Source organism: Paenalcaligenes hominis (genome assembly GCF_041359055.1).
GTDB classification, from domain to species: Bacteria; Pseudomonadota; Gammaproteobacteria; order Burkholderiales; family Burkholderiaceae_B; genus Paenalcaligenes; species Paenalcaligenes hominis_A.
On record NZ_JBGJKZ010000002.1, the window covers coordinates 646468 to 666088 of the forward strand.

Annotated in this window: 21 protein-coding genes; 15 read left to right on the forward strand and 6 right to left on the reverse strand. The window is 48.5% G+C overall.

Features of this window, described 5'->3' with window-relative positions:
* Positions 1-2: 2 nt before the first annotated feature.
* Both coaBC and dut read left to right on the forward strand, forming a co-directional pair.
* Positions 3-1205 (forward strand): bifunctional phosphopantothenoylcysteine decarboxylase/phosphopantothenate--cysteine ligase CoaBC, encoded by a 1203-nt coding sequence (gene coaBC, locus ACBP46_RS06960; RefSeq protein ID WP_371016004.1) that lies wholly within the window; start codon positions 3-5, stop codon positions 1203-1205.
* Positions 1206-1223: 18 nt separating this feature from the next.
* Positions 1224-1673, forward strand: coding sequence for a dUTP diphosphatase (gene dut / locus ACBP46_RS06965; RefSeq protein ID WP_371016005.1), 450 nt, complete (start codon positions 1224-1226; stop codon positions 1671-1673).
* A gap of 112 nt (positions 1674-1785) precedes the next feature.
* On the opposite strand, the gene clpA is transcribed toward dut, so the two are convergent.
* Complete coding sequence (gene clpA / locus ACBP46_RS06970) at positions 1786-4128, reverse strand: ATP-dependent Clp protease ATP-binding subunit ClpA (RefSeq protein WP_371016006.1); 2343 nt, start codon at positions 4126-4128, stop codon at positions 1786-1788.
* 94 nt (positions 4129-4222) lie between these two features.
* The gene (gene clpS, locus ACBP46_RS06975) at positions 4223-4546 is read right to left on the reverse strand and encodes an ATP-dependent Clp protease adapter ClpS (RefSeq protein ID WP_371016007.1); all 324 of its coding nucleotides are present in this window, start codon (positions 4544-4546) and stop codon (positions 4223-4225) included.
* Between the two features lie 153 nt (positions 4547-4699).
* Between clpS and ACBP46_RS06980 the strand changes: the two genes are divergently transcribed.
* Positions 4700-4939, forward strand: coding sequence for a cold-shock protein (locus ACBP46_RS06980; RefSeq protein WP_167660439.1), 240 nt, complete (start codon positions 4700-4702; stop codon positions 4937-4939).
* A gap of 24 nt (positions 4940-4963) precedes the next feature.
* The gene (locus tag ACBP46_RS06985) at positions 4964-5419 is read left to right on the forward strand and encodes a DUF192 domain-containing protein (RefSeq protein WP_371016008.1); all 456 of its coding nucleotides are present in this window, start codon (positions 4964-4966) and stop codon (positions 5417-5419) included.
* Between the two features lie 95 nt (positions 5420-5514).
* On the opposite strand, the gene pcaF is transcribed toward ACBP46_RS06985, so the two are convergent.
* The 3 genes from pcaF to xseA all read right to left on the reverse strand — a co-directional run bounded on the left by pcaF (position 5515) and on the right by xseA (position 8854).
* Positions 5515-6717: a 3-oxoadipyl-CoA thiolase gene (pcaF, locus tag ACBP46_RS06990; RefSeq protein WP_371016009.1), complete on the reverse strand. Its 1203-nt coding sequence runs from the start codon at positions 6715-6717 to the stop codon at positions 5515-5517.
* Positions 6718-6898: 181 nt separating this feature from the next.
* Positions 6899-7477 carry a superoxide dismutase [Fe] gene (gene sodB, locus ACBP46_RS06995; protein ID WP_371016010.1) on the reverse strand — a complete coding sequence of 193 codons (579 nt, stop codon included), beginning with the start codon at positions 7475-7477 and terminating at the stop codon, positions 6899-6901.
* Between the two features lie 39 nt (positions 7478-7516).
* Complete coding sequence (xseA, locus tag ACBP46_RS07000; RefSeq protein WP_371016011.1) at positions 7517-8854, reverse strand: exodeoxyribonuclease VII large subunit; 1338 nt, start codon at positions 8852-8854, stop codon at positions 7517-7519.
* A 185-nt stretch (positions 8855-9039) separates the two neighbouring features.
* Between xseA and ACBP46_RS07005 the strand changes: the two genes are divergently transcribed.
* From ACBP46_RS07005 to rpsT, 9 genes are all read left to right on the forward strand, one after another.
* Entirely contained in the window at positions 9040-9642 is a 603-nt protein-coding gene (locus ACBP46_RS07005; protein WP_371016012.1) for a MotA/TolQ/ExbB proton channel family protein, read from the forward strand.
* Entirely contained in the window at positions 9639-10037 is a 399-nt protein-coding gene (locus tag ACBP46_RS07010; protein WP_371016013.1) for an ExbD/TolR family protein, read from the forward strand. The genes ACBP46_RS07005 and ACBP46_RS07010 overlap by 4 nt, the downstream gene beginning before the upstream one ends.
* Positions 10034-11089, forward strand: coding sequence for a tetraacyldisaccharide 4'-kinase (lpxK, locus tag ACBP46_RS07015; RefSeq protein WP_371016014.1), 1056 nt, complete (start codon positions 10034-10036; stop codon positions 11087-11089). Before ACBP46_RS07010 ends, lpxK begins: the two co-directional genes overlap by 4 nt.
* A 9-nt stretch (positions 11090-11098) precedes the next feature.
* Positions 11099-11263, forward strand: coding sequence for a Trm112 family protein (locus ACBP46_RS07020; protein ID WP_371016015.1), 165 nt, complete (start codon positions 11099-11101; stop codon positions 11261-11263).
* A gap of 2 nt (positions 11264-11265) precedes the next feature.
* Complete coding sequence (kdsB, locus tag ACBP46_RS07025) at positions 11266-12030, forward strand: 3-deoxy-manno-octulosonate cytidylyltransferase (protein ID WP_371016016.1); 765 nt, start codon at positions 11266-11268, stop codon at positions 12028-12030.
* A 110-nt stretch (positions 12031-12140) separates the two neighbouring features.
* The gene (adk, locus tag ACBP46_RS07030) at positions 12141-12797 is read left to right on the forward strand and encodes an adenylate kinase (protein ID WP_371016017.1); all 657 of its coding nucleotides are present in this window, start codon (positions 12141-12143) and stop codon (positions 12795-12797) included.
* Positions 12798-12851: 54 nt separating this feature from the next.
* Positions 12852-13610, forward strand: a complete 759-nt coding sequence (locus tag ACBP46_RS07035) for a 3-hydroxyacyl-CoA dehydrogenase (RefSeq protein ID WP_371016018.1) — start codon at positions 12852-12854, stop codon at positions 13608-13610.
* Positions 13611-13612: 2 nt separating this feature from the next.
* Positions 13613-15169 (forward strand): murein biosynthesis integral membrane protein MurJ, encoded by a 1557-nt coding sequence (gene murJ, locus ACBP46_RS07040; RefSeq protein WP_371016019.1) that lies wholly within the window; start codon positions 13613-13615, stop codon positions 15167-15169.
* 51 nt (positions 15170-15220) lie between these two features.
* Positions 15221-15487 (forward strand): 30S ribosomal protein S20, encoded by a 267-nt coding sequence (rpsT, locus tag ACBP46_RS07045; protein WP_167660430.1) that lies wholly within the window; start codon positions 15221-15223, stop codon positions 15485-15487.
* Positions 15488-15641: 154 nt separating this feature from the next.
* Here the strand turns inward: rpsT and ACBP46_RS07050 are convergent, their stop codons facing one another.
* Complete coding sequence (locus ACBP46_RS07050) at positions 15642-15926, reverse strand: DUF3579 domain-containing protein (RefSeq protein ID WP_371016020.1); 285 nt, start codon at positions 15924-15926, stop codon at positions 15642-15644.
* Between the two features lie 176 nt (positions 15927-16102).
* Here ACBP46_RS07050 and argF point away from each other — a divergent pair, with 176 nt between their 5' ends.
* Positions 16103-17035, forward strand: coding sequence for an ornithine carbamoyltransferase (gene argF / locus ACBP46_RS07055; protein ID WP_371016021.1), 933 nt, complete (start codon positions 16103-16105; stop codon positions 17033-17035).
* Between the two features lie 83 nt (positions 17036-17118).
* Positions 17119-18021, forward strand: coding sequence for an AEC family transporter (locus ACBP46_RS07060; protein WP_371016022.1), 903 nt, complete (start codon positions 17119-17121; stop codon positions 18019-18021).
* Positions 18022-19621 lie beyond the last annotated feature (1600 nt).

Sequence of the window (19621 nt, forward strand, 5' to 3'; positions counted from 1 at the left end):
GTATGCAAAACCTAGCGCAAAAACGCTTGATCTTAGGTCTAACGGGCGGTATTGCTTGTTACAAAAGTGCCGAGTTTTTACGCCGCGCTCAAGATCTAGGCGCACAGTTTGATGTGGTCATGACAGCTGGTGCCCAACAGTTCATTACTCCGGTCACCTTTAAAGCGCTCTCAGGCCGACAAGTCCATACCGATCTATGGGATAACAGCAGCACCGATAACATGGCGCATATTCATCTCAGCCGCGAAGCCGACGCCATAATTATTGCCCCTGCCAGCACCAACTTTATCGCCAAGCTAGCCCAAGGCTTAGCCGATGATCTGCTTAGCACCTTATGTGTAGCTCGGGGCAACTGCCCTCTGATTGTGGCCCCTGCGATGAACAAAGAAATGTGGGCACACCCCGCAACACAACGTAATATTGCGCAACTCAAAGCCGATGGCGTGCATATTATTGGTCCAGGCAGCGGCGATCAAGCCTGCGGTGAAGTCGGCGATGGCCGCATGTTGGAACCACAGCAACTCTTAGCTGAAACCATTGCGTTTTTTGAACCTAAAAGCCTAGCTGGCAAAAAAGTGCTGATCACTGCTGGGCCTACTTCTGAACCCATTGACCCCATCCGCACCATCACCAATCGTTCGTCAGGCAAAATGGGCTACGCAATTGCCGAGGCCGCTTTCCGTGCTGGTGCTGACGTGTATTTAGTCTCGGGGCCTGTTAAACTCGACAGCCCATACGGAGTCAAGCGAATTAACGTAGAAAGCGCGCGCGAGATGCAAGCCACCGTGATGGGGCTGGCACCTCGCGCCGATGTCTTTATTAGCGTAGCCGCTGTTGCCGACTGGTATGTCAGCAACGCCAGTCAACACAAACTAAAAAAAGACGCCAGTCAACAAGCCCCTGCGCTTGAGTTTGCGCCTAACCCCGATATTTTAGCGGGGGTTGCTGCCATGGATGCTTCTGTACGTCCTTATTGTGTAGGGTTTGCAGCAGAAACCGAAAACCTACTGGCTTTTGCTGAGGCCAAAAGAGTGCGCAAAGGCGTACCACTGCTGATAGCAAATTTGGCTCAAGTAGCCATGGACAAGGACGACACCCAACTCCTGCTAGTCCACGAGCAAGGTCATGACCAATGGGCTCCCCAAAGCAAACAAGAAGCTGCCCAGCACCTCGTGCAATACATAGCCCACCAACTTCTTTCTTAATTTTTATAACCCGTACCCATGAAAAGCATTGCCGTTAAAATTTTGGATAAGCGCATTGAAACCTTGCCTGCGTATGCCACACCCGGCTCAGCCGGTTTGGACTTACGAGCCTGTATTGATGCACCATTAGAGCTAGCCCCCGGCGCTACCCATTTCATCCCTACCGGATTAGCCATACATTTAGCTGATCCTAACTACGCGGCCATGGTCTTACCACGCTCAGGCCTAGGCCATAAACATGGTATTGTTTTAGGTAATCTAGTAGGGTTAATTGATTCGGACTACCAAGGACCACTAATGGTTTCTATGTGGAACCGCAGCACGGAAAACTTTACTATTCAACCCATGGACCGTATTGCTCAACTGGTGGTGGTGCCAGTCCTGCAGCCAGAGTTTCATTTGGTTGATGAGTTTGATGAAGCCTCAACTCGCGGCACCGGAGGCTTTGGTAGCACAGGTAAAAATTAAAACCGGTTAACCAAACCACCTAGTTGATAATAAACTGCCCCCAAGAAGTTAGACATTAGTCCACTTTTGGGGGCAGTTCAATTTAGCTAGGCTTTTTGGTAATTGGCAGAGCTTAATCTACGAGCTCGGCCTCGGGATGCTGTGGCTCGGGCTGACCGCTAACATTATTGTCAGAGTCCTTGTCATCAAAAACTAAAACTACGTTTTTGTCTGCATCTAAGTCAACAGTAACCACCCCACCGCTGGTTAAACGGCCAAACAAGAGTTCATCAGCCAATGCACGACGAATGGTGTCTTGAATAAGTCGATGCATAGGTCTTGCCCCCATTTGTGGGTCGAAACCTTGTGCTGCTAGATGTTCGCGCACAGCATCAGTGAAACTGATATCCACGCGTTTCTCATGCAGTTGCTGTTCGAGTTGAAGCAGAAACTTGTCAACTACCCGTAAAATAACTTCGCGCGACAGCGGAGCAAATGGAATAATCGCGTCGAGGCGATTTCGGAACTCGGGCGTAAACAAGCGTTTAATGGCTTGCATTTCATCACCAGCCTCGCGTTTGTTGGCAAAACCAATGGTGTGTTTGCTAAGCGCTTCGGCACCCGCGTTGGTAGTCATGATAATAATAACGTTACGGAAATCCGCTTTACGACCATTGTTATCAGTTAAAGTGCCATGATCCATGACCTGAAGCAAGATGTTGTAAACATCTGGGTGTGCTTTTTCAATTTCGTCCAACAAAAGCACACAGTGAGGCTGCTTGGTAACGGCCTCGGTTAGCAAACCGCCCTGATCAAAGCCCACATACCCAGGAGGCGCACCGATTAGGCGCGACACCGTATGACGTTCCATGTACTCGGACATATCAAACCGCAGTAGCTCTACACCAAGCACATACGCTAGCTGACGAGCTACCTCGGTCTTGCCTACACCCGTTGGCCCAGAGAACAGGAATGAACCAATGGGCTTGTCGGGTCGACCTAGGCCTGAGCGTGTCATTTTAATGGCAGCCGCCAAGGCTTCGATAGCGGTGGATTGACCAAAAACAACTGTATTTAAATCTCGCTCTAGCGTTGCAAGTTTATTGCGATCATCGGAAGACACATTTTGCGGTGGAATACGTGCAATTTGTGCCACGATGGCTTGGATATCCGTTTTGCTGATGGTTTTCTTTTGGCGTGACACAGGCAATAAACGCTGAGCGGCCCCCGCCTCGTCAATGACATCAATGGCTTTATCAGGTAAGAAACGATCACCAATATGGCGCGCAGAAAGCTCGGCAGCTGCTGCTAAAGCCGACTGGGTGTAACGCACCCCATGGTGCTCTTCGAAGTACGGTTTTAAACCACGTAGGATTTGAATGGTTTCCTCTACAGTCGGCTCGGCCACATCCACTTTTTGGAAGCGACGAGATAATGCCTGATCTTTTTCAAAAATACCGCGAAACTCAGTATAAGTAGTCGCACCTAAGCATTTTAACTGACCTGAGGACAAGGCAGGTTTGAGCAGATTAGACGCATCTAGTGCCCCACCTGAGGCTGACCCAGCCCCGATAAGGGTGTGAATCTCATCAATGAATAAAACCGAACCAGGGTTGCGATCTAGGTCTTTAAGAACCGCTTTAAGGCGTTGTTCAAAATCGCCGCGGTATTTGGTACCAGCCAATAGTGCACCCATATCTAATGCGTACACAACTGTGTTTTGCAGAATTTCTGGGACCTGTTTATTCACAATACGTAAGGCTAAGCCCTCGGCAATAGCCGTTTTACCCACACCGGCCTCGCCCACTAGGAGCGGGTTGTTTTTGCGACGACGACATAAGACCTGTATGACACGCTCGATTTCTTTGTCGCGCCCAATAAGAGGGTCAATGCGCCCCTGCTGAGCCAACGCATTAAGGTTGCTGGTGTACTGATCTAGCGGCGACTTTTGATCTTGGGGGCCTGAAGCGGACTGCGTAGAGCTTTGAGGTTGCTCGGAGGGAGTCTCGGGCTTTTGGGCCATAGGCTGATGCGACGCATTTTTAGCAATGCCATGCGACAAATAGTTCACTACATCTAAACGAGTAACACCCTGCTGGTGTAGGTAATAGATCGCGTGTGAGTCTTTTTCACCGTACATAGCTACCAGTACATGCGCCCCCGTTACCTCTGTTTTGGTCGTTGAGCTGGATGACACATGCATAATAGCGCGTTGAATAACACGCTGAAAACCTAAAGTAGGTTGAGTATCAACCTCTTCGGAACCTTCGACCACAGGCGTGTTGTCAGCAATAAACTTACGTAGATGTTGGCGTAGGATAGAGGTATCGACCGCACAAGCGCGAAGCACATCGGCTGCCGCCGCATTGTCTAGTAAGGACAACAGCAAGTGCTCTACCGTGATAAATTCATGGCGAGCGGCACGTGCCTCTACAAAGGCCATGTGTAGACTGACTTCTAATTCTTCGGAGATCATGCATCCTCCTTCACGGTAAATAAGGTTTTAGTAACTTCTATAATAGTGCCAAATACAAATATTTAAAGGCCTTAACCTAAAGATAACATTACTTTCATGCATCTGGCACAGGTTCCATAATACACTTTAAAGGATGCTGCTCTGCTTGGGCCAATAAATGCACCTGCTGGATACGGGTTTGAGCAATGTCTTTAGGGTAGACACCACAGATGCCTCGCCCTTGGTAATGAATGGTCAGCATAATGCGCTCGGCCTCGTCCGCATTTTTATGAAATATCCCCATTAATACCTCAATGACAAATTCCATTGTAGTGTAATCATCATTAAGCATAATCACCTGAAATAGCGGTGGAGGTTTAATCTCGGCTTTTAACTCTTCTTTTAGCTCATCTTTATTAATTGTGATATTTAAACTCATAACTAAATACTAGGTAATTTCCATAGTTGACTGATTTATACTTAATTAAGCATTATATGTTTAGTCCTTACCGCTAATAATATAGCGGCATTACTTGGATTAATTAGAAATTTTAAATTTCGTTTTTTTTAAATTCGTTAAGAGGCAGTTAGTATGTCTGATACAATTCTCACTAGCGGGGACAGCCCTAAATTATCCGGAACAGTAAAATGGTTCAACGATGCCAAGGGCTTTGGGTTTATTACCCCTGACCAAGGTGGAGAAGACCTATTTGCACATTTCTCATCCATTCAAATGAATGGCTTCAAAACCCTAAAAGAAGGCCAGAAAGTCCTTTACGAGGTAGCACAAGGTCCAAAAGGTCAACAAGCGTTGAATATCACCTCAGCCTAACGCCTCTTACGAAAAACAAACACAATGATACATTTATTTACAGGGCGCTATAGCCCTGTTTTTTATTTACTATTTTTATTACTACTGCTATCTATTTCAATTACTAGTTTTGCCAAAAATAGCAAACAAATAATTAATTTAGAAGTAAATAATTACGCAATCCATGCTGAGGTCGCTGCAGACGAAGACACGCGCGCCCAAGGCCTGATGTTTAGAGAGCGTCTTGCCCCTGACAGCGGTATGCTCTTTGTATTTGAGCAGCCTGCTAGACCGTGTTTTTGGATGAAAAACACCCCATTAGATCTAAGCATTGCTTTTATTACTGACCAGGGCATCATCACCAATATCGAGCACATGCAAGCCCACCAATTGGATACGCATTGCCCAACAGAACCAGTACGTTATGCATTGGAAATGGAGCAGGGTTGGTTTTATAACAAAGCCCAAGCCGGCGATCAAATTCATGGCTTAACGCGCTAAGGGTACTGCCTTCCTCTCACTCGCATTGTTAGTTATAACAGATAAAAAATAAGGCTCCTAGAGTAGGAGCCTGTATTTATGATATGCGGTGCGAATTAGACACGCTCTAATAAAATAGCAATGCCCTGCCCTACGCCAATACACATGGTACACAAAGCATAGCGCCCACCGCTGCGCTGCAATTGATTAACTGCTGCTAAGACTATACGTGCCCCGCTTGCGCCTAGCGGATGGCCTAAAGAAATAGCGCCTCCGTTAATATTGACACGCGGGTCATCGTCAGCCAGACCTAAACCGCGTAACACTGCTAACCCTTGGGAAGCAAACGCCTCGTTTAGTTCAATCACATCTATTTGGTCTAGGCTTAGCCCAGTCAATTTTAAAAGCTTGCGTGTTGCTGGCTCGGGACCAATACCCATAATACGCGGCTCTACCCCTGCGTTTACCATGGCAACCACACGCGCTTTAGGCGTAAAACCGTGTTTTTTAGCCGCTGCTTCGGAAGCCAATACCAGAGCCGCTGCGCCATCGTTTACACCAGAGGCATTACCCGCTGTAATCGTGCCATCAGCGCGCACAAAAGCACGTAATTTAGCCAATGCTTCAAGAGTGGTCTCACGGGGGTGCTCATCCACATCCACACGTAATGGGTCGCCACGACGCTGCGGCACAAATACTGGCGTGATTTCTTCGGCCAAGATACCTGCGGCTTGAGCAGCTGCAGTACGCTGCTGGCTGCGTAGAGCAAACAGGTCTTGATCCGCACGAGAAACTTGAAATTGATCGGCCACGTTTTCAGCGGTTTCAGGCATGGAATCTACACCATACTGCGCTTTTAGTAATGGATTAATAAAACGCCACCCAATGGTGGTGTCGTATACGGCATTATCACGGCTAAATGCACTGCTGGCCTTGGGCATCACAAAAGGCGCGCGGCTCATGCTTTCTACGCCCCCTGCTAACATGAGCTCGGCATCACCAGCACGAATAGCCCGTGCTGCCGAACCAATAGCATCAATACCAGAACCACATAAGCGGTTAATAGTCATGCCTGGAACATCAATAGGTAAACCAGCCAACAAGGAGGACATACGAGCTACGTTACGGTTGTCTTCGCCAGCTTGGTTCGCACAGCCATACAGCACATCGTCCACCTGTGCCCAGTCGGCATTGGGGTAGCGCTCCATTAGGGCACGTAGAGGTACGGCACCCAAATCATCTGCACGTACGTGGGCTAAGCTGCCACCATAACGGCCAAAAGGGGTTCGCAACCCATCACAAATATACGCCTCGCTCATACTGTCTCCGAAAATAACATGATTCAAATTAACTGTATTTTAAGCCTATACAGTATCATTTCATAGAATATAGGCGAAATGTCCAACTTATGGGCAGATTTAACCTAAGCACTTACCCTAGGTTAAGAAAAAGCCCTGCTAAAAAGCAGGGCTACTGACTAACAACCTAATGCGTTAGGTCTTAGGCAAAGTTTTTGCTGGCGAAATCCCAGTTTGCTACAGCCCAGAAATTTTCTAGGTACTGTGGACGGGAGTTGCGTGTATCGATATAGTACGCGTGCTCCCAAACGTCACAGGTCAACAGAGCCACATCATCAGTAGTAAGTGGTGTGTTGGCATTGCTTGTGTTAACAATATCTACAGAACCGTCTGTTTTCTTTACCAACCAAGTCCAGCCAGAACCAAAGTTGCCTGCGGCTGATTTGTTGAACTCGGCTTTGAAGTTGTCAAAGCTGCCCCACTTGGCATTGATAGCATCAGCCAAAGGACCAGTAGGCTCGCCACCACCGTTAGGGGACAAGCTGTTCCAGTAAAAAGTGTGGTTCCAGACTTGAGCTGCGTTGTTAAACACGCCACCAGAAGATTTCTTTACGATGTCTTCAAGGCTATCGTTGGCCATATCGGTGCCTTCGATAAGATTGTTCAAGTTGGTAACGTAAGTTTGGTGATGTTTACCGTAGTGGTACTCGAGCGTCTCTTTGGAGATGTGAGGTGCCAATGCGTCTAGCGCGTAAGGTAGTTCAGGAAGGGTAAAAGCCATGTTTAATTCCTTCTAAGTTGTGCTAAATAGCGTTATTGTTTAAAGCAAATCATGCTTTTGTTTTAACTTAACATGCAGGTGACCTTGAGCCAACTGCACATCTAAAGACTCATCAATCTGTGTATCGTGGGAGCGTTTAATAATAACCCCCTGTTGGTTACGCACAATAGCATAACCTCGCTCGAGCACCGCACTTGGGTTTAAAGCCTGCAGTGTGTGTTGAGCCTGAGCCAAACGATGGTGCTGAGCATTTAGTTGCTGCTGCATAGATTGTAGCAAGCGAGTTTGCAAAACCTGTAGCCCATGTTGCGCTGGCTGAACCTGAGGTCGAACACGATGCAAACGGTGGCGTAGGTGTTGCAACTGCTGTTGATGCGATTGCACTGACAACGCTCTAGATAACCGCTGTACTGTATTTTGCCACTGTTGGCGCATATGAGCCACACGCTGCTGAGGGGACTGCAAGCGCCCCGCCGCATGATCTAAACGCAAGCTTGCTCTGTCTATGATTCTAGCTTGGGCCTGAGCTAAACGGCGTAATACCCCTAACAAATCGGCGTTACTTTGTTGCCAGCTTTGACAACTGAGCTCGGCGGCGGCCGTGGGTGTAGGGGCACGTACATCGGCCACAAAATCAGCAATCGTAAAGTCTGTTTCGTGGCCTACGCCGCTAATCACAGGAATTGGACTGGCATGAATCAGGCGGGCTAAGCGCTCGTCGTTAAAGCTCCAGAGGTCTTCCAAAGTGCCACCTCCTCGCACAAGCAAAATGGTTTGTACAGCCTGATCCGCAATGGCCTGGCCCAACGCAATGCATAGCTGTTCGGCGGCGTCTGCCCCTTGGACAGCTGCCGGATACACATAGACCTCGACATGGGGGGCTCGACGCTGCATGGTGGTAAGCACATCACGCAATGCCGCAGCAGCTAACGAGGTGACGACGCCAATTCGTTTTGGCGTCGCGATTAAAGGCAAGCGTTGCCCCACATCAAACAGGCCTTCTGCATTAAGCTTAGCTTTAATGCGCTCGAACTCGGCATGCAAATCGCCTAGACCAGCACGCTCCATGCTGTCGACCTGTAACTGAAAGTCGCCCCGTGGTTCGTACATGGACACGGCAGCATAGAAGCGATATTTTTCGCCAGTTTTAGGCATAAAGCCCACGCGCATAGCCCGTCCTCTAAACATCACCGCTTTGACCGCAGCGCGCTCGTCTTTAATGGTGAAATACCAGTGCCCCGAAGCCGCTTGGGTAAAGTTAGAAATTTCGCCCTCGACCCAGACGCGCCCTATGTGCTGTTCAAGCAACTGCGCCACATGACGATTTAACTGTGTTACGGTTAGCGTGTTTTGGGATGAGTTAGCGCTAGAATACAATCCAGACCTCCGCCATAAAATGAGCAAAACCTATACAACCTAGCCTTGGGCCGTTGAAATGCGGCTTTGCTCTGTTTTCAGATTGGGTTATCCACAGATAGTGTGGATAACACCTAAAGCCTCTATACAGCCTTAGGTTTTCCCTTAAAATAGTGGCTATCTTTGACTAAAGAAAGGAATCGCTTGTGCTGAGCATTATTCAGGCCGCAGGTTGGCCCATTTGGTTTTTATTACTGTGTTCTGTTATTGGGTTGGCTCTTATTATAGAACGAGCTTTTAGTTTACGCAGTGCCAAAGTTCTTAACCTAACTCTGCGCGATCAGGCCTACGAGCTCGCTAAGCACCGCGATACTCTTCCCGAGCAACTGCAACGCTTGCGTCAAAACAGTGCGTTAGGCCAGCTTTATGCTAGCTTACTCGAACACCGTAACGACCCCGAGTTCGTGCGCCGCCAAGCCGCCGAAGAAACCGGTTCACTTATTCATTTTCAGCTTAACCGCTATTTGCCTGCTTTGGGCACCGTTGCTGTTATTGCTCCGCTACTGGGGTTATTTGGCACGGTAGTCGGTATGATTGAAATCTTTGCAGCGTATTCTCCTCAAGGCAGTGATCCCGCCTTGCTAGCTAATGGCATTGCTATGGCACTTTATAACACTGGCTTTGGCATTATGATTGCAGTACCTGCGCTTATTTTTCATCGTTACTACCGTTCGCGTACCGACTACTTGCTAAATAGCCTCGAGGTCGAAGCCGGTCGCTTTAACCGTTTTATAGATCAAATGCAATGAACTTCAGACGCCGCCGTCATCATTCCACCGATGACATAGCAGTGGATTTTATCCCTCTGATTGATATTTTGCTTGTGGTGCTTATTTTTATTACAGCCACCACCACATTTTCACGCGTGCAAGAAATACCCGTCAACTTACCCAGCAGCTCTTCCCAGGCCCTATCCACAGAAAGCCATGTATTAGCCATTAGCCAAGATGGTCAATATGCCTTAAACGGGCGCTTTTTAAGCCAATCCGATAACAGCCTGTCAGAGGCATTGCAGGCTCTGCAAGACAAAACGGCATTATTAATCTATGCCGATGCCAATGCCCGTCACGCTTCTGTAATCCATGCCCTCGAAGCCGCCCGTACGGCGCAATTCGAAAAAATTAGCTTTGCTACCCAAGAATGAGCGTGCGTACTCACCTAGAACACTGGCTACATAAACAATGGGCTAAACGCGGTTTATTCAGCTGGCTGCTACGCCCCCTAAGTGGCATCAGCGCTTTATACATCTATCACAAACAACAGCAACCACGCCAACCTCTACCGCATAAGCGACCTCCTATTATTGTAGTGGGCAATATTATTGTTGGCGGAGCCGGCAAAACCCCCGTGGTTTTAGCCCTGTGCCGCCACCTACAACAGCAGGGTTGGACCCCAGGTATTATTAGTCGCGGTTATGGCGTCACCATTACTGGTGCCGCCCGCGTAGGCCAGGGTCAATTAGACGCTAAACGCTATGGCGATGAGCCCAGCTTACTAGCCCAGCAAAGTGGTGCGCCAATTGCCGTGCACCCTAAACGGGTTCAGGCTGTACAGGCTTTAATGCAATATTACCCCGAGGTAGATGTGATTATTGCAGACGATGGCTTACAACATCAGGCCTTAGTTAGAGACATTGAAATTATGGTGCAGGATCAACGCGGTGTGGGCAATGGGTTAGTGCTACCGGCAGGCCCACTACGCGAGCCGCCTGAACGCCTAACCGAGGCGGATTGGTTAATCACTCAGACCCTAGTTGATGGCCCTCTGCCCCACACCCCTACGCCGTCTACAGCGGGTCGTTCAGTACATATGCAGCTAGCTCCCGCTATTTTTGAACAGCTCAGCACGGGTCAGCGCATCAACGCAGCAACCTGGCTTGAGCACCATCGACCTCAACATGGTGCAGCACTGGCTGCCATCGGCCAGCCTCAACGTTTTTTTCAGATGCTGAAACGTTTTGGCCTACAACTGGATCACGAACTGGCTTTTCCTGACCATGGACAGATCCCCGCCTCCACCTTTAGTCAACTAAAGTCGGATTTTCTACTAATTACTGCCAAAGATGCCGTAAAATGTAGTCAAAAATCAGACTCACGGGTTTGGGTAGTCCATGTTGAGCCTCAATTTACACCGGCATCGTGGCTAGATGCCCTAGGCCAACAGCTGCAACACATCGCAAACTCAAACCCTCACTAGAGAAACATTATGGATTCCAACTTACTTGACGTGCTGGTCTGCCCTATTTGTAAAGGCAAACTCGAACGCAAAAACGACCAGCTTATTTGTCAAAAAGACAAACTGGCTTACCCCATTCGTGACGGTATTCCCATCATGCTGGAAAACGAAGCCACACCACTGGTCGAAAACTAACTATGTCGTTTACCGCTATTATTCCGGCACGCCTGGCTTCAACGCGCTTACCTAACAAGCCCTTAGCCGACATTATGGGCAAACCCATGATTGTTCGCACTGCCGAGCAAGTAAAAAAAACAGGGGCCAAAGCCATTTATATCGCCACGGACAGCACCAAAGTAGCGCAGGCGGTGGAGCCCTACGGTTTTAGCTCATTGTTAACCCAAGCCGATCATCCTACTGGCACCGATCGACTGGCCGAAGCCGTTGATCTATTAAACCTAGATGACAGTGAAATTATCGTTAATATCCAAGGCGATGAGCCACTCATTCGTCCAGAGCTGATCGAGGCCGTCGCCAATGAGCTGCATCAAAAACCCAACTCGGCCATAGCCACTATAGCCACCCCATACACATCGGGTGACGCCTTTTTTGACCCTAACAGTGTCAAAGTGGTATGCAGCCTAAGCGGTCAAGCTCTATATTTTTCTCGTGCACCCATCCCTTGGGCTCGCGACGCGCTGCAGCAGCAACCCAATGTTCTAGCAGAGGGCTTAACTCCGCTACACCATATTGGCATTTATGCTTACCGCGTTTCTTTTTTACGCCAGTTCCCTAATCTGCCTAGAGGCCCTCTTGAACTCTTCGAGTCACTCGAACAGTTACGGGCCCTAGAAAACGGTTATGCCATTAGTGTGCATGTCACATCCAATGCGCCTGCACTAGGCGTAGACACTCCGACAGATCTGGATAAGGTACGCGAAATATTTAAAAATCGGTTATAAACGAGGCTTTGCCTATTCAATTCGAGCCTAAATCCACCGCCAGAGTGTGCAACCAGGCTCCAATTCGATAGGCTAAATTTATTTTTACAGCGATACAGGAGAATCACATCATGCGCCTGATTTTATTAGGCCCTCCCGGGGCAGGAAAAGGCACTCAAGCCGCCTACATTATCGAAGAGTTTGGCATTCCCCAAATTTCCACCGGCGATATGTTGCGCGCAGCAGTAAAAGCTCAGACGCCACTGGGAATTGAAGCAAAGCAAGTGATGGACGCAGGTCAACTCGTCTCTGACGAGCTAATTATTGGTCTAGTTCAAGACCGTTTAACTCAGCCCGACTGCGAAAACGGTTATTTATTCGATGGGTTTCCACGCACTATTCCTCAAGCTGATGCACTAAAGGATGCCGATGTAGCATTGGATTACGTCATCGAAATTGATGTACCCGCCGATCAGATTATTGAGCGCATCAGTGGACGTCGCGTTCACCCAGAAAGTGGTCGCTCATACCACGTGGTATTCAACCCACCAAAAGTCGAAGGCAAAGACGACGTAACTGGCGAAGACCTCATTCAACGTGATGACGACAAAGAGGAAACCGTTCGTAATCGCCTTGATGTGTACCAAAACCAAACACGCCCTCTAGTGGATTACTACTCTAGCTGGGCCGCCTCCGGAGACAGCAAAGCACCCAAATACATTCGTATCGAAGGTGTTGGCTCTGTAGACGAAATACGCAACCGCATTATGTCTGCGTTAAACGCATAATTCGTTGTTTATTAAATCCGGCATCGTGCCGGATTTTTCTTATGAGGGTTACCCATGGATATCAAAGATAAGGTCTTTATAGTAACTGGCGGAGCCTCTGGATTAGGTGCAGGCACCGTACGCATGCTGGTACAGCATGGTGCTCAGGTCGTCATTGCCGACATCCAAGACGAAGCAGGTCAAAATCTAGCTACCGAGTTAGGTCAACACTACATTCATACCGATGTAACCAATGCAGCAGCAGCCCAAACCGTCGTCGATCATGCTCTTAAACTAGGCCCACTCTATGGGTTGGTCAACTGTGCCGGCATTGCCCCCGCCGCGCGCACAGTGGGTCACGAAGCCCCTCACGACCTCGCCCTCTTTGAAAATGTCATCTCCATTAACCTAATTGGTACATTTAATATGTGCCGAGTGGCCGCCTTTGCTATGAGCAAAAACACGCCTCTTGACACGGGTGAACGTGGCGTCCTTATTAACACCGCCTCGGTCGCTGCGTACGATGGTCAAATTGGTCAAGCCGCTTACGCTGCATCCAAAGCCGGCATTGTGGGCATGACACTACCGATTGCACGCGACCTTTCCCGCCTAGGGGTGCGTTGTGTTACTATTGCTCCCGGTATTTTTGCCACCCCCATGATTTTCGGCATGCCCCAAGAGGTACAAGACTCTTTGGCTGCTAGCATTCCCTTTCCTTCACGCTTAGGCCGCCCCGAGGATTATGCCAAGCTGGTTTACAGTATTATTGATAATGAAATGATCAATGGCGAGACCATACGCTTAGATGGCGCAATTCGAATGGCACCCAAATAACTATGAGTTTATTGCGCTCAGCCGCTACGATTAGCAGTCTTACCTTACTATCGCGCATTACTGGTTTAGTGCGCGATATTTTAATTGCGCGCAGCTTTGGGGCGGGGCCACTCAGTGATGCGTTTTGGGTCGCATTTCGGATTCCGAACTTATTACGTCGCCTATTTGCCGAAGGGGCTTTTTCGCAAGCCTTTGTTCCTATTTTGAACGAGGTACGCAGCCAAGGTGAAGCAAACGACGTCAAACGGCTCTTAGACCGCGTAGCACTGGCCTTAACCAGTGTATTAATGCTCGTGACCTTATTGGGCATATTGGCGGCTCCTTGGGTGGTGAGCGCCATGGCTAGCGGTTTAACCCATGCCGATAAACAATCTGAATTCGAAGCTGCGGTCTGGATGACGCGCACCATGTTCCCTTATATTTTGTGCATGTCACTGGTGGCTTTGGCATCGGGGGTACTTAATACATGGAGCCGCTTTGCTGTTCCTGCTTTTACGCCTATTTTGCTAAATGTGGCGATGATCTTAGCCAGTGTATTTGCTGCCCCTTATTTTGACCCGCCTATTTATGCTCTGGCCGTAGGGGTAATGGTAGGAGGTTTAGCCCAACTGACGGTGCAATGGGTCGCACTTGCACGTTTGGGCTTAATGCCTAGCTTGTCGTGGCGCGTACATATCGCCTGGGCAGACCCACTGGTCAAGCGCGTAGTAAAACAAATGTTACCTGCTATTTTAGGGGTCTCAGTCGCTCAGCTTTCCTTATTGATTAACACGAACATTGCGACATGGCTGCAATCCGGTAGCGTGACATGGCTCTCTTTTGCCGATCGCTTAATGGAATTTCCCACCGCCTTACTAGGGGTAGCGCTAGGAACCGTATTGTTGCCTAAACTGTCCGCTGCTTATGCCAAGGAAGAACACAGCAGTTACCAATCCCTTTTAGATTGGGGTCTGCGCCTAGTGGTTATGCTAGGTGTGCCAGCTGCTATAGGGATGGCTTTATTAAGTGAAGGTTTAGTAGCCACGCTATTTAATTACGGTGAGTTCTCAGCCCAAGATGTCCACCAAACCCAAACCGCTGTTATTGCCTATGCAGTGGGGTTATTGGCTTTACTAGCCATAAAAATCCTCGCCCCTGCATTTTATGCACGTCAAGACATTAAAACCCCCGTGCGTATTGCCATTGTGGTGTTAATTCTGACTCAGTTATTAAATCTGTTTTTAGTCCCAGCCTTTGCTCATGCGGGTTTAGCACTCTCGATTGGCTTGGGTGCCAGCATTAATGCGCTCTGTTTATTGTTTTTATTGTATAAACGCCACATTTATCGTCCCCAAGCCGGTTGGCTCCGGTTTATACTACGGTTATTCCCTGCGCTTGCCGTGATGACCTCTATCTTGCTTGTAGCGAATCAACACCTAGACTGGATCGCTCTAGCACACGCACCGTGGCTACGCGCCTTGTACTTATTTTTACTTGTAGGTATTTGTGCTGCGTGTTACGGTTTTACCCTTATTCTATTTGGCTTTAGACTGCGCGACTTTACAAAGCCGCGCCCCTAATATATAGTATTAGTCTTTGCCAATTAAACCTTTTTCTATTAAATACTAAATATGGCTAATTCAGCACAAGCACGTAAACGCGCCCGTCAATCCGTAGCGCGTAACTCTCACAACGCCAGCATGCGCTCCATGATGCGCACTGCCATCAAACGCGTCCGCCAAGCCATCGAAGCTGGCGACCAAGCCGCTGCTAACGAAGTATTCCGTAAAGCAGCCAGCGCTATTGACCGCGTTGCTGACAAAAACATCATTCACAAAAACAAAGCTGCTCGCCACAAGAGCCGTCTAGCCGCTGCCATCAAGGCAATGGCCGCCTAAATCGGCTAGGTTTAATTGGCCGAGACAGCGTAGCCTTTAATCAGGCAAACATAAAGGGTGCATAAGCACCCTTTTTGCATGGCGGTCAATTTCACAAACAAGTCCAAACTAAAACAATAAAACTTTGGCACAAAAAAAAGCAGCTAGGCTGCTTTTAGTCCATTTCAACCCCAGTGGTTTGCAAGTCGTTGTCTTTGGCAAAACCACATACAAATTTCCATGCCAAGGGCTCTAGCTCGCGTAAACGCGGATCGACTACGACACAGCGTACACCGTCAATTAAGCGTGGAACCACATAGGGGGAGTAAGTAAAAGGACCACCGACAGAACCGGCTGGCCTGTACTGAGAAAGCACCCCAGCTAGACGTTCTGCCCAGTCACTGGGTCTAAAGCGTTGACCAGCATTGGTTGTGCCATGAATTACGAGCATTGTCGACATAGAATTCCAAGAATAAACAACTTGTGACCGCAAAAACACTACTGCGACATTGTAGCCTATTGCGCAGATTCCACCTACCCGTATGTGCATACAGAACCCTATCACAGGACTAGGCGGACGCCTAACTTTGCACTATTATATAAAATTGGCTTACATTTTTTTTGCTAAGGTTTAGTATGAACGCTACGGCACCTATACGGCACTATTTACAGTTTAATGATTTATCAAAAGACGAAACGCTTTATTTGCTTAATCGCGCACGCCTTATCAAAGATCGCTTCAAGCGCTACGAGCCACACCTTACTTTACACGACCGCACCTTAGCCATGGTGTTTGAAAAAGCCAGCACACGCACCCGTGTTTCTTTCGAGGCTGGCATGTATCAAATGGGCGGTTCAGTCATTCACTTAACCACCAACGACTCCCAACTAGGTCGTTCCGAGCCCATCGAGGACACCGCACGGGTCATTTCCCGTATGGTAGACCTTGTCATGATTCGCACCTTTGGCCAAGAACGCATCGAATGTTTTGCTAAACATTCGCGCGTACCCGTTATTAACGGCCTCACCAACGAATACCATCCTTGCCAAATCCTGGCCGACATCTTCACCTTTATCGAACACCACGGCTCCATCGAAGGAAAAACCGTAGCTTGGATCGGCGATGGCAACAACATGGCCTACACCTGGTTGCAGGCAGCGGAAATGCTAGGTTTCACCCTACACATTTCCTCACCCAAGGGCTATACGCTCGACTCAGCCCTAATCGGCAACCCCTCCCCCACTACATTTAAAGAATTCTCAGACCCCATGGAGGCCTGTAAAGGGGCTCACTTGGTTACCACCGACGTCTGGACCAGTATGGGCTTCGAGGAAGAAAACGAAGTCCGCCGCACCGCATTTGCTGACTGGTGCGTAGACGCCGAAATGATGGCTGTAGCTGCCCCTGATGCTCTTTTTATGCATTGCTTGCCAGCGCACCGCGGCGAAGAAGTCACCGCCGACGTAATTGACGGCCCTCAAAGCGTAGTCTGGGACGAAGCCGAAAACCGCATGCACGTACAAAAAGCCTTGATGGAATTTTTACTTTTAGGCAAACTCGAACAATAAGCCCTTGCTCACGCCAAAACACCCCAAAACCCAAGGGCTTTTGGGGTGTTTTTTATGCTTGCCCATCTTTACGCCCAGCCGTTATGTTCGCCACTTTTTTTCTAATTCTTCCCGATTTTTTACTGATGGCGCTAGGCTTAGCCTTGGTGCGTTTTCGCTTTTTACTACCCGAATTTTTTCATGGTGCAGAAAAACTCGTGTACTACGTGCTTTTCCCTGCTCTACTTTTTTCCTCCATGGCTAAAAGCGAACTAAGTCTGCAACAAATCTCCACCCTAGGTTTAGGCACAGCCTTGGTCATCCTAGCTGGCGTCGCCATGACCTACGTAGCACGCCCCCTGCTGCAACCTAACACGTTACAACACGCATCCGTGGCTCAATGCGGCTATCGCTTTAACTCCTACCTAGCCTTTTCAATTGCAGGCGCTTTGGGCGGCACAGCAGGTCTCAGCGCTATGGCTGTGATTGCCGTGGTGGCAGTGCCTTTGGGCAATATTGCAGCGGTATCAGGCTTAGCACAGGGCGGCAAAAGCGGCAATATACTACTTTTACTTCTTAAAAACCCACTTATTATTGGCACCCTGTCTGGCCTAGCGTGGAATCTATTAGGGCTGCCTCTGCCCGCCCCACTGGATGTCACCCTTTCGCGCCTAGGCTCCAGTGCTTTGGCCTTGGGTTTAATTTGTGTAGGTGCCTCGTTCTCTATACACGCATTACAAGGCGCGCAACGCTTAGTAAGCTGGATGATTGCCGTAAAGCTATTGTTCTGCCCTGTGGTCGCGTTGGTGCTTAATGCGGTCATGCCGTTAAATGCGCTTGAGCAGCAAATGCTGCTGTTATTCGCAACACTACCTACGGCCTCAACCACCTATGTTTTAGCAGTAAGAATGGGGGGTGATGGCAGATTAGTGGCGTTAACGATGTCGCTATGCACGTTGTTTGCTGCTGTCACTATGCCGTTATGGTTGATGATTCGGTATGCTTAACGTTTCTTTGACGTATTTTCATAATCGGTTATTCGCTAAATAGAAGCAAAGAGTTAAACCATTTCTTCTTTGACGTGCTTTCATAATCAGCCATTCGCTAGGCAGTGCTCGCTCGTTTCACTCGCTCCGCGCTGAATCGCTCATAGCTGTTTATGACGCACGCCTAGGGAAGGTTGTGTTTAGCACAAGTTTTTCTTTTTTTAAGCCTTCAGAAAGTTCATTATTTCTAAAACAACTAGTGTTAAAAATTACCTTAACCAACTGACACTCTTAGCCTATCTTTACCTCGGCCTTATCTAAAGCAAGCACTCTTAAAAAAGTAAGCTCTAAAGCAACTCCCCCAGTCCGCCTTTACTCACCTCTGTCCAACTCAGACTAACGATCGAACGGTTCAGCGCGGAGCGAGCGTAGTGAGCGAGCACTGCCTAGTGAGGGCGTTAGACTGAGGGAGGATGCGGGAGCAAACGAATTCATACGCTAAGCTCAAAATAGTAAGTGTTTAAGGGGGGGCATAGTAGCATATCTTTGCCTAACTGGCATCCTGTAATGCTAAGGGGGTTAAAAGCATTTCTTCGGCGTGCTTTCATAATCAGCCATTCGCTAGGCAGTGCTCGCTCGCTGCGCTCGCTCCGCGCTGAATCGCTCATAGCTGTTTATGACACACGCCTAGGAAAGGCTGTGGTGTAGCATAAAACTTAGTTTTTGCTGACCTTATAAAGCTATCTTTGTATCAACTACCTCTAAAACAACCACCTCTAAAGCAACTTCCCCAGTCCGCCTTTACTCACCTCAGCCCAACTCAGACTAACGATCGAACGGTTCAGCGCGGAGCGAACGCAGTGAGCGAGCACTGCCTAGTGAGAGCGTTAGACTGAGGGGGGATGCGGGAGCAAATGAATAAACACTTTAAACTCAAAATAGAAAGTGTTTAAAGCAGCTATCAGACCTCTCTTTGATTCGTCGCACTTTGGAATATTTAGCGGGGCAAAAACGTTCTTTTGACGCATTTTCATAATCGGTTATTCGCTAAATAAAAGCAAAGTGTTAAGCCATTTCTTTGGCGCACTTTCATAATCAGCCATTCGCTAGGCAGTGCTCGCTCGTTTCACTCGCTCCGCGCTGAATCGCTCATAGCTGTTTATGACGCACGCCTAGGGAAGGATGTAGTGTGGTATAAAGCTTAGTTTTTGCTGACCTTATAAAGTATCTTTGCGTCCACCACCTCTAAAGCAACTAGCGTTTAGAACTACCTTAATCTCCTGACATTCTTAGCCTATCTTTACCTCGGCCTTATCTAAAGCAAGCACTCTTAAAGAAGTAAGTTCTAAAGCAACCACCCCTAAAGCAACTCCCCAGTCCGCCTTTACTCACCTCAGCCCAACTCAGACTAACGATCGAACGGTTCAGCGCGGAGCGAACGTAGTGAGCGAGCACTGCCTAGTGAGAGCGTTAGACTGAGGGGGGATGCGGGAGCAAACGGTTAATGCCGTTAGATCATGACACTACGAAGCGGGAGCAATTGAATGCAGGCTTTATGATGTAACGCCGTAAAAGCCTGAGATGCAAAAGCAAATCGAATAACGCCTTGCATTTAACCTGA